The organism is Bacillus sp. mrc49 (assembly GCF_002803435.1).
This window is the reverse complement of sequence record NZ_PHNG01000321.1, coordinates 1-316: the sequence shown is the minus strand read 5'-3', so window position 1 is coordinate 316 and position 316 is coordinate 1. Positions and strand designations below refer to the sequence as shown.

The following is a 316-nucleotide window of genomic DNA, read 5'->3' as shown; positions in this document are numbered from 1 at the left end:
TACAAAGAAAAACGTTGTTGCCCCTTTATTTACCATCCCGCCAAATACAAACTGGATTCCGGAATCTGCGACCGCCATTAATTTTTCAAAAAATTGGCCTACGCTGGTAATTGCAATCAGGCCAATGCTAGTATTCATCATCGTGTACACTAAAAGGATTTGCACGGCCAACATGATCAGAATTCGTTTATATTTTATTTTCTTCCGGTTATTACTGAATAAAAAAGCGATGATAAAAACAAACAGGATCCCTGTTAGCAAGAATATAAAATCCATTCGACCATCCCCCTAGAGTGTTAACGCTTTCAACGTTATT

At 37.7% G+C, this 316-nt stretch carries 1 protein-coding gene; it reads right to left on the bottom strand.

Features of this window, described 5'->3' with window-relative positions; translation table 11 throughout:
• The coding region (locus CVN76_RS02160) for a Na+ dependent nucleoside transporter N-terminal domain-containing protein (protein WP_332850588.1) at positions 1-276 on the bottom strand (276 nt) is incomplete at its 3' end.
• Between the last annotated feature and the right edge of the window lie 40 nt (positions 277-316).